This window comes from Desulfuromonadales bacterium (assembly GCA_035620395.1).
GTDB lineage: Bacteria > Desulfobacterota > Desulfuromonadia > Desulfuromonadales > DASPGW01 > DASPGW01.
The window spans coordinates 1-7,936 of the sequence record DASPGW010000204.1; the positions used below are offsets into that span (position 1 = coordinate 1).

General features: G+C 61.5%; 10 protein-coding genes. 9 read left to right on the forward strand and 1 reads right to left on the reverse strand.

What is annotated here, in order from left to right; genetic code table 11:
• From VD811_11155 to VD811_11195, 9 genes are all read left to right on the forward strand, one after another.
• On the forward strand, positions 1-728 hold a 728-nt coding region (locus VD811_11155), incomplete at its 5' end, for a FumA C-terminus/TtdB family hydratase beta subunit (GenBank protein ID HXV21529.1).
• Between the two features lie 78 nt (positions 729-806).
• On the forward strand, positions 807-1,076 hold the full coding sequence (locus VD811_11160) for a DUF4160 domain-containing protein (GenBank protein HXV21530.1): 270 nt from the start codon (positions 807-809) through the stop codon (positions 1,074-1,076).
• 10 nt (positions 1,077-1,086) lie between these two features.
• On the forward strand, positions 1,087-1,365 hold the full coding sequence (locus tag VD811_11165) for a DUF2442 domain-containing protein (protein HXV21531.1): 279 nt from the start codon (positions 1,087-1,089) through the stop codon (positions 1,363-1,365).
• Positions 1,366-1,400: 35 nt separating this feature from the next.
• Entirely contained in the window at positions 1,401-2,747 is a 1,347-nt protein-coding gene (locus VD811_11170; protein ID HXV21532.1) for a serine hydrolase, read from the forward strand.
• A 100-nt stretch (positions 2,748-2,847) separates the two neighbouring features.
• Complete coding sequence (locus VD811_11175; GenBank protein ID HXV21533.1) at positions 2,848-3,219, forward strand: YajD family HNH nuclease; 372 nt, start codon at positions 2,848-2,850, stop codon at positions 3,217-3,219.
• A 174-nt stretch (positions 3,220-3,393) separates the two neighbouring features.
• Positions 3,394-4,467 carry a type IV pilus twitching motility protein PilT gene (locus tag VD811_11180; protein ID HXV21534.1) on the forward strand — a complete coding sequence of 358 codons (1,074 nt, stop codon included), beginning with the start codon at positions 3,394-3,396 and terminating at the stop codon, positions 4,465-4,467.
• The gene (locus VD811_11185) at positions 4,460-4,909 is read left to right on the forward strand and encodes a hypothetical protein (protein HXV21535.1); all 450 of its coding nucleotides are present in this window, start codon (positions 4,460-4,462) and stop codon (positions 4,907-4,909) included. The genes VD811_11180 and VD811_11185 overlap by 8 nt, the downstream gene beginning before the upstream one ends.
• A 58-nt stretch (positions 4,910-4,967) precedes the next feature.
• On the forward strand, positions 4,968-5,846 hold the full coding sequence (locus VD811_11190) for a DMT family transporter (GenBank protein ID HXV21536.1): 879 nt from the start codon (positions 4,968-4,970) through the stop codon (positions 5,844-5,846).
• A gap of 220 nt (positions 5,847-6,066) precedes the next feature.
• Positions 6,067-6,567: a PRC-barrel domain-containing protein gene (locus tag VD811_11195; GenBank protein HXV21537.1), complete on the forward strand. Its 501-nt coding sequence runs from the start codon at positions 6,067-6,069 to the stop codon at positions 6,565-6,567.
• 170 nt (positions 6,568-6,737) lie between these two features.
• Here the strand turns inward: VD811_11195 and VD811_11200 are convergent, their stop codons facing one another.
• Complete coding sequence (locus tag VD811_11200; protein ID HXV21538.1) at positions 6,738-7,667, reverse strand: hypothetical protein; 930 nt, start codon at positions 7,665-7,667, stop codon at positions 6,738-6,740.
• Between the last annotated feature and the right edge of the window lie 269 nt (positions 7,668-7,936).

A 7,936-nucleotide genomic window follows, 5' to 3' on the forward strand; every position in this document is an offset into this window, starting at 1 on the left:
TCCGCGTCATCCGCCTCCCCCGCCACGGCGCCTCCTGCCCCGTCGGCATGGCGGTCTCCTGCTCGGCCGACCGCAACATCAAGGCGAAGATCACCCGCGAGGGGCTCTTCGTCGAGGAGATGGACCGCAACCCGGGCCGCCTCATCCCCGCGCAGTACCGCGGCAAGCACGAGCACGGCGTCAAGATCGACCTGAACAAGCCGATGAAGGAGATCCTCGCCGAGCTCTCCAAGCACCCGGTCTCCACCCCGCTGCTGCTGACCGGCACCATCGTCGTCGGCCGCGACATCGCCCACGCCAAGTTCAAGGAGATCCTCGACAGCGGCAAGCCGCTCCCCGACTATCTGAAGAACCACCCGATCTACTACGCCGGCCCGGCCAAGACCCCCAAGGGCAAGGCCTCCGGATCCTTCGGCCCGACCACGGCCGGCCGCATGGACAGCTACGTCGACCTGCTGCAGGCCAACGGCGGCTCGCTGATCATGATCGCCAAGGGGAACCGCTCCCAGCAGGTGACCGACGCCTGCAAGAAGCACGGCGGCTTCTACCTCGGCTCCATCGGCGGCCCGGCGGCGGTGCTGGCCGAGGAGAACATCAAGAAGGTCGAGTGCATCGACTTCCCCGAACTGGGGATGGAGGCGGTCTGGAAGATCGAGGTGGAGAACTTCCCGGCGTTCATCCTGGTGGATGACAAGGGGAATGACTTCTTCAAGCAGCTCGGTCTTTAATCAGAACGGATGAGAGACGAAGCCCCCGGTTCGCAGATGCGGCCGGGGGCTTTTGCGCATCAGGAGGGGGGTTTGTTTATGCCGACAATCAGTGTATTCTACGGAATCATCATCTATCTCTACTTTTTCGACAACCAGAAGCACCAGATGCCGCATTTCCACGCCCGCTATCAGGGCCAGCAGGCCGCCGTTTCGATTCTTGACGGCGAGGTGCTCGAAGGGGAAATTCCAGCGGCGAAGATGAAGCTGGTTCAAGCTTGGCTGGAAATTCATCGGGAAGACCTGATGGCGGATTGGGAGTTGGCCGTCAACGGCCAGACGCCGTTTCCGATCGAGCCGTTGCGCTAGGAGAACGACAATGGAATCGGTTGTCCGTGTGGTGCCAAGGGAAAACTACCAGTTGGAAATCGAGTTCAGTACCGGAGAGGTTCGGCTCTTCGATGTGCGTCCATATCTCAGCAAGGGCATTTTCAGTCAGCTGAAGGATAAAGCTCTCTTCGCACGGGCCTACGTAGCCTTCGATACCGTCTGTTGGCCCAACGATCTTGATATTGCGCCGGAAACTCTTTACGTCAAATCAGTACCGATCTCTAGTGCGGTGCATGAAAAACCAGAAGAATATGGGGAGTGTCCTTAGTTTTCTTCCAATACGTTCCGGGATGGCGGACTTCCATGAAGCGCTTCATACTTCTTTTTTTTGCCATTCCATCCGCCTTGCTGGCCGGTTTTTCATCCTCCCGGGCGAGTGAAACGGACCCCACCGGCGCCGCCGTCTACCACCTGAGCTGCGCCGCACCCCATACGGCCGGCCTCGAACCCGCCCGACTCGGGAAAATCGACGCCATCGTCGAGGAGGCGATCCGCGAGGGGGCTACCCCCGGGGCGGTGGTGCTGGTGCTCAGGGACGGCGAGATCGTCTTCGACCGCGCCTACGGCCATCACACCTACGAGCGGGATCTTCCCACCCGATCGACCGACATCTTCGACCTCGCCTCGCTCACCAAGATCTCGGCCACCACCCTGGCGGTGATGCGACTGGTCGACGAGGGGAAGCTCGACCTCGATGCGACCGTCGGCACTTACCTGAGCGAGCTGGAACAATCGCACCCCGACAAGGCGGCGATCCGGATCCGCGACCTGCTGACCCACCAGGCCGGCTTTGTCCCGGAAATCCCCTTCTACACCCTGGTCCAGGACGGCGACTATCGCCCTGAGCCCGCCGCCGGCTACCCCACCCGGGTCAGCGCGAGCTTCTACCTGAAGAAGGACTTCTACAGGGAAGTGATGTGGCCGACCCTGCTGGCGACCCCGCTGAAGACCCCGGGGGCGTACGTCTACAGCGATCTCGGCATGTATGTGCTCAAGGAGATCGTGGAGCGCATCGCCGGGCAGCCGCTGGGCGCCTACGTAGAGGAGCAGTTCTACCGCCCGCTGGGCGCCTGCACCATGGGCTTCTGCCCCGCGGAACGCCATGACCGGGAGCGGCTGGTGCCGACCGGGATCGACAGCTACTTCCGCAAGCAGCTCCTTCACGGGTTCGTGCAGGATTCGGGGGCGGCCCTCTCCGGCGGGGTGGCGGGGCACGCCGGCCTCTTCGCGACCGCCTACGACCTCGCCCTGGTCGGCCAGATGCTGCTTGAGGGCGGCAGCTACGGCGGCCGGGAGTACTTCCGGCCCGAAACGGTCCGGCAATTCGCCGCCCGGCAGTCGGCGGCCAGCCGGCGGGGCCTGGGCTTCGACCGCCGGGATCCCGATGCGGCGGAAGGTTACCCTGCGAAGCTCGCCTCGCAGGAAATTTTCGGCCATACCGGGTTTACCGGCACCTGCCTCTGGATCGATCCCGAGCACCGGCTGGTCTACGTATTCCTGTCGAACCGGACCTACCCCCGGGGCAACGGGAAGCTCCAGAGCCTGAAGGTCCGGGCGCGGGTCCTGGATGCGGTTTATGAGGCGATGGGGATTGAAGAAGGAAGGCCGGCTGCCAGACTGGCCAGGGCGGTGGAGGGGAAAAGCAGGTAATTGCCTGGTTTTTTATGTCAAATCGGTGCCGATATCACGTATAATTCATGCAAAACCAGATGGATACGGGAAGTGCCCCCCAGTTTTTCAAAGAGGTTTTATGACCAGTTCCGATGCCGAAAAACATGACAAGCTCGTTGCGCAGATGCGCAAGGAAGAGGAGCTGCGTCAGGCCGGTTACCGGGAGAAAGCGCTGAAGCTTTTCCCGCACGTCTGCGGCCGCTGCACCCGCGAATTCGAGGGTAAAAAACTGCGCGAGTTGACGGTGCACCACCGGGACCACAACCACGACAACAATCCCCCGGACGGCAGCAACTGGGAACTGCTGTGCATCTACTGCCACGACCACGAGCATACCCGCGGCGTGCAGGAGCAGCGCAGCGCCGACGGTCCTGCCGGTCGTCAGGACCGTCCCTCGCTCGGCCATTCCCCTTTCGCCGCCCTCGCTGACCGGCTCAAGCAATCAAAGTAGTGGGGCAGCGCAAAACCGTTGGGTCGTGCCCCGAAAGGCGCCGCCATTTTTGCTGGCCGGAAAAACGGGCCTTTACTTTTTTGGTAAACTTGACCGAGCCCCCGGCCGAGGAGAAGGCCGGGGGCCGTTTTGCCTGTCCCCCCTGACCGAAGTCCCGCTTTTGCAAGGAGTGTCATGGCCAAGATCGATGCGCTGTTCAAGATCCTGCGCGACAAGGGGGGCTCGGACCTCCATCTATCCCCGGGCAGCCCGCCCCTGCTGCGCCTCTCCGGGGAGTTGGTCCCCGCCGTTCCCCAGAAGCTGAGCCACGAGCAGTACAAGGCCCTGCTCTACGAAGTGATGACCGAAACGCAGCGCACGACCTTCGAGGAGCGCAGCGACCTCGACTTCGCCTACGAGGTGGCCGAGCTCGGCGCCCGCTTCCGGGCCAACATCTTCTACGGCCGGCTCGGCATCAGCGCGGTCTTCCGCCTCATCCCGGCGCGCATCCTCACCGCCCAGGAGCTCGGACTGTCGCCGACGGTGCTGCGTTTCACCGAATACCGCAAGGGGCTGGTGCTGGTCACCGGACCGACGGGAAGCGGCAAATCGACCACCCTGGCGGCCATGATCGATCACGTCAACCGCACCCGGGCCGAACACATCCTTACCATCGAAGACCCCATCGAGTTCGTCCATGCCAGCCAGAAAAGCCTGGTCAACCAGCGGGAGGTCGGACGCCACACCCGCTCGTTCGCAGCGGCGCTCAAGGCGGCCCTGCGCGAGGACCCGGACATCATCCTGGTGGGCGAGATGCGCGATCTGGAGACCATCGAGCTGGCGATCACCGCGGCGGAAACCGGGCACCTGGTGTTCGGCACTCTCCACACCAGCAGCGCCGCCAAAACCGTCGACCGCATCATCAACGTCTTCCCCACCAGCCAGCAGGAACAGATCCGGGCCATGTTGTCCGAATCTCTCAAGGGGGTCATCGCCCAGCAGCTGGTGCCGACCGTGGACGGCCGCCGCGCCGCCGCGCTGGAAATCCTGCTGGTCAATGTCGCGGTCGCCAATCTCATTCGCGAGGGTAAAACCTTCCAGATCCCCTCGGTGATCCAGACCGGCCGGGGCGACGGGATGCAGCTGATGGACCAGGCGCTGCAGGAACTGCTGAAGGAGGGCCGGATCAGCAGTGAAAGCGCTTTCCGTTTTGCCCTCAACAAGTCCCTGTTCCCCCAGCCGCAGAAAGGGGGGAACGGCCATGGATGAACAGCGCATCGCCATGCAGAAACGCCGGGTCGGCCTGGTGCTCGCCGACGACAGCCGCCTGGAGGGGGAGGTCTTCCTCAGTCTCTACGAAGCCAACCGCATGGGACCACAGCGGCTTGGCGACCTGCTCAACTCCGAAATCCGGTTTCTGCCGGTCCAGACGGCTGCCGGCATCCAACTGGTAAACAGCGCCCTCATCGTCAGCGCCCGGACCGACCAGAGCGAAGAGGCCGACGAATTGATGCGGCTGGGCGAAAAATACCGCATTTGCATCTCCACCCTGCTCCAGGATGAGCTCGTGGTAGATCTTTACGTCAACCTGCCCCAGGCCTCCAACCGGGTGAAGGATTGTCTCAACCAGCAACAGCGGTTTCTACCCGCCTTTCGCGAAGAGGAAGTCCTTTATCTCAATACTTCCTACATCCTCAGGGTCCGGGATTGAACGACGAGGTTTCGGGACCAGGCATAATTCAAGGAGTCGGGCGCTGCGGAGAATCCGCTTGATACCCTACTTCCTCCTCACCCTCAGCGCTCTTCTCTGGTCGGGCAATTTCGTCCTGAGCCGGGCGGTCGTCACCCTGATTCCGCCGGTCGGACTGCTCTTCTGGCGCTGGACCGTGGCACTGGCCGTCCTCTTCCCGATCGTCCTCCCCCGCCTGCGGCGGCAGTGGCCGCTCATCCGCGCCAACCTGAAACTCTTTCCCCTCTACGGCCTGCTCGGGGTGACCCTGTTCAACCTGCTGATCTACACCGCCATGCACACCACCACCGCCATCAACGCCGCCCTGGTCAACTCGGCCATCCCGGTGCTGATCCTCTTCTTTTCCCGGATATTCTACGGCCAGTCCGTATCGGGCAGGCAGTGGATCGGCATCGGCCTTTCCCTGGCCGGGGTGGCGACGATCATTCTGCGCGGCGATCCGTCAGCGGCGCTCCACCTTTCCTTCACCACCGGCGACCTGCTGGTGCTGGCAGCAGCCGCCTCCTGGGCGCTCTATTCGGTCGGCCTGCGCTACTACCCGCAGGGGCTCGACCCTCTGGTCTTTCTCTTTGTCATCGCCCTGTTCGGCCTGGCCTTTATCGCCCCCCTCTATGCCTTGGAGATCGCCTCCGGCAAGGTGGTCGAGCCGACCCCCGCGACGCTGGCCAGCATCGCCTATGTGGGGATCTTTGCCTCCGTGATCGCCTTCGTGGCCTGGAACAGCGGCATCCGCAGGGTCGGCGCCCAGGCGGGCGGCCAATTCATCCACCTCATGCCCGCCTTCAGCACCCTCCTGGCGGTTCTCTTTCTCCACGAGCGGCTCCTGCCCTTCCATGCCGTCGGCATCGGCTTGATAGTCGCCGGCATTCTCTTTGCCACTCTGCGACCAAAGTCATGAAGGGTCCTTTTTCGCCGCGTGGGACAACCTGCCCCTCTTTTCTCCTTGGTAAAATCTCGCCATGAGTCTTGGCTGGTCTTCATTAGCAGACCAGGTCCAATGACATATATTCTGTGTTTTTGACTACTTATCAATCAAGCTCGACACATTGACAGGGCAGCGCGACAGCCCTAGAATAGTAACTAAAGAAGGGGGTTGACGGAAAAGGGAGGTTAACCTCATGGAAAAAATAAATCTTATGGCCATCTTGGCCATATCGTTCAGCCTGCTGCTGGCAGGAGCCGTTTTTGCCGGCGGTGGGATGACAAAAGCTGCAGAAGGCGGGCCGCAGGCAGGGCAAGCCGTCACATACGGGGAATTTATTTCCGTCGATAAGCTGACAGGCATGGACGTGAGGAACCGGGAAGGGAAGAGCATAGGCGAGGTTTCCGCCTACCAGCTGGATGAAGGCGGCAACATCAGGTTCCTGGTGGTTTCCACGGGCGGCATCTTTGGCATGGGGGCGCAGGAACGCCTCGTTCCCTATACCGCCTTCAAAGCCGCCGAGGCGGCGGATGCTCTGATCCTTACCGTCGATGAGAGCCTGCTGGCCAGTTCGCCGGCAAAAACACCCGACATGAGTGATGAACAGTACAGTCGGGGACTTTACGAGCACTACGGGCTGGCTCCCTATTGGGGAGCTGAAAGCGAGGCAATCCCCGAGGCCACCCCGGATCCATAAGCAGGCTGCGGGAATGAGCCCCGAGAGAAAGGAGCAACAGGGGAAAAGCTGGAGAAAGCAGAAAATAACTACAAGAGAAAGGTGGACTCACTGGATATCAATAAACGGAAAGTCGACCCCCTTGGAACAAAAAAACTACCTGATTCTTCAGGTAGTTTTTTGTTTCCCGGTCATTCGGAGACCCTGTCCAGGAGCTTGGTCAGGCGCATGACCTCCTGATCCTCAGCCAGCGAGTGCGGCAGGATGACGGTTACGCCATAGTTTTCCTTCAGCAACGCAAGCTCGCAGGGCGCGGACCGAACCATTTCCTCCCTGGCAGGGGTAAGCACAATGCTTTCCTCCTCGAGAAACTGGATGATCTCGGCGACATGGGCCATGCCGATGATGAAAATGGCGTTTTTGCTCCGGATGCTCCCGGCCTGGAACTCACGCTCCACGACCGCGGGAATTTTCTGGAGCATGGCCGCCGTCCGTCTTTCCTGAAAACAGCTCAGCCGACTCAGAAATTCGGGATTCAATTGCCCCGCCGAACCGGTCAGTTGCCGCATGGAATCGGCAACTGCGCCATATAGCCCCTTATCCTCCGCCTGGCTGAGCCGAATGCCGTAATTGGATTTGAGCAGGATGGCGGCATTGGTAAAGGTTCGGGAGTCGCCCAGTTCATCTCGGAGGACTGCATTGTCGATACTCTTGCGGAGCAGGTGCTCGCCGCCAGCGGAGGCGCTGCGGAGGTCCCGGGCTCTTTCCTCCGGCGCGCTCTGGCCGAAAAATCCCTCCGGCAGCAGCAGTTCGACCTGGCGGTTGCGGATGAGCCACTCCCCGATCCGATAGATTTCCATTTGGGCCAGCAGGGTTTTGTCGCCGTCCCCGCCGGTCAGCGAACTGCGATGATTCTGCCCGAGGATGTAAATCTGCTTCCCCGCCTGCCCCTCCTTGTGGAAGACCACTTTCCCGTCCGGTGGAGCAACAGCAAGCCCGCCATCGCCCCCCGCAGCGGCCGTTGCGGAAGAGGTAGGCAGAGCAAGGAAGAGGATCAACAGGAGCGCAGGAACCCAGCCCTTGAGCAATGCTTTGGTGACGCAATGGACCCGGTTGGTCATTGAAGGCAAGCCTCTCAGGAAATAAACGCACTTTCAGATAGATACGGAATTTTCATTCTACGGGGGATTGGCCATCCGTGTCAACCCGGGGTGGGGAGCTGAGTCCTCGCCGGCTATTAAAGCCGGTCATCGGGAGAGGCCAGGGGGGCTTCCAGTCTCAGAGTACCGCCACGATCCGGTCTCCCTCGCGGACGGCTTTTTGGGAATTGTGGTCGATAAGATCGTAGAGCCGGCGATACTTGGCCACTTCGGCGGGGACGCGGGTCCTG

What these genes read in the sequence shown, in the direction of transcription:
- VD811_11185 (HXV21535.1), top strand. Translation starts at nt 4,460, where the DNA reads ATGGATGAACAGCGCATCGCCATGCAGAAACGCCGGGTCGGCCTGGTG.
- VD811_11195 (HXV21537.1), top strand. Translation starts at nt 6,067, where the DNA reads ATGGAAAAAATAAATCTTATGGCCATCTTGGCCATATCGTTCAGCCTG.
- VD811_11160 (HXV21530.1), top strand. Translation starts at nt 807, where the DNA reads ATGCCGACAATCAGTGTATTCTACGGAATCATCATCTATCTCTACTTT.
- VD811_11180 (HXV21534.1), top strand. Translation starts at nt 3,394, where the DNA reads ATGGCCAAGATCGATGCGCTGTTCAAGATCCTGCGCGACAAGGGGGGC.
- VD811_11175 (HXV21533.1), top strand. Translation starts at nt 2,848, where the DNA reads ATGACCAGTTCCGATGCCGAAAAACATGACAAGCTCGTTGCGCAGATG.
- VD811_11200 (HXV21538.1), bottom strand. Translation starts at nt 7,667, where the DNA reads ATGACCAACCGGGTCCATTGCGTCACCAAAGCATTGCTCAAGGGCTGG.
- VD811_11165 (HXV21531.1), top strand. Translation starts at nt 1,087, where the DNA reads ATGGAATCGGTTGTCCGTGTGGTGCCAAGGGAAAACTACCAGTTGGAA.
- VD811_11170 (HXV21532.1), top strand. Translation starts at nt 1,401, where the DNA reads ATGAAGCGCTTCATACTTCTTTTTTTTGCCATTCCATCCGCCTTGCTG.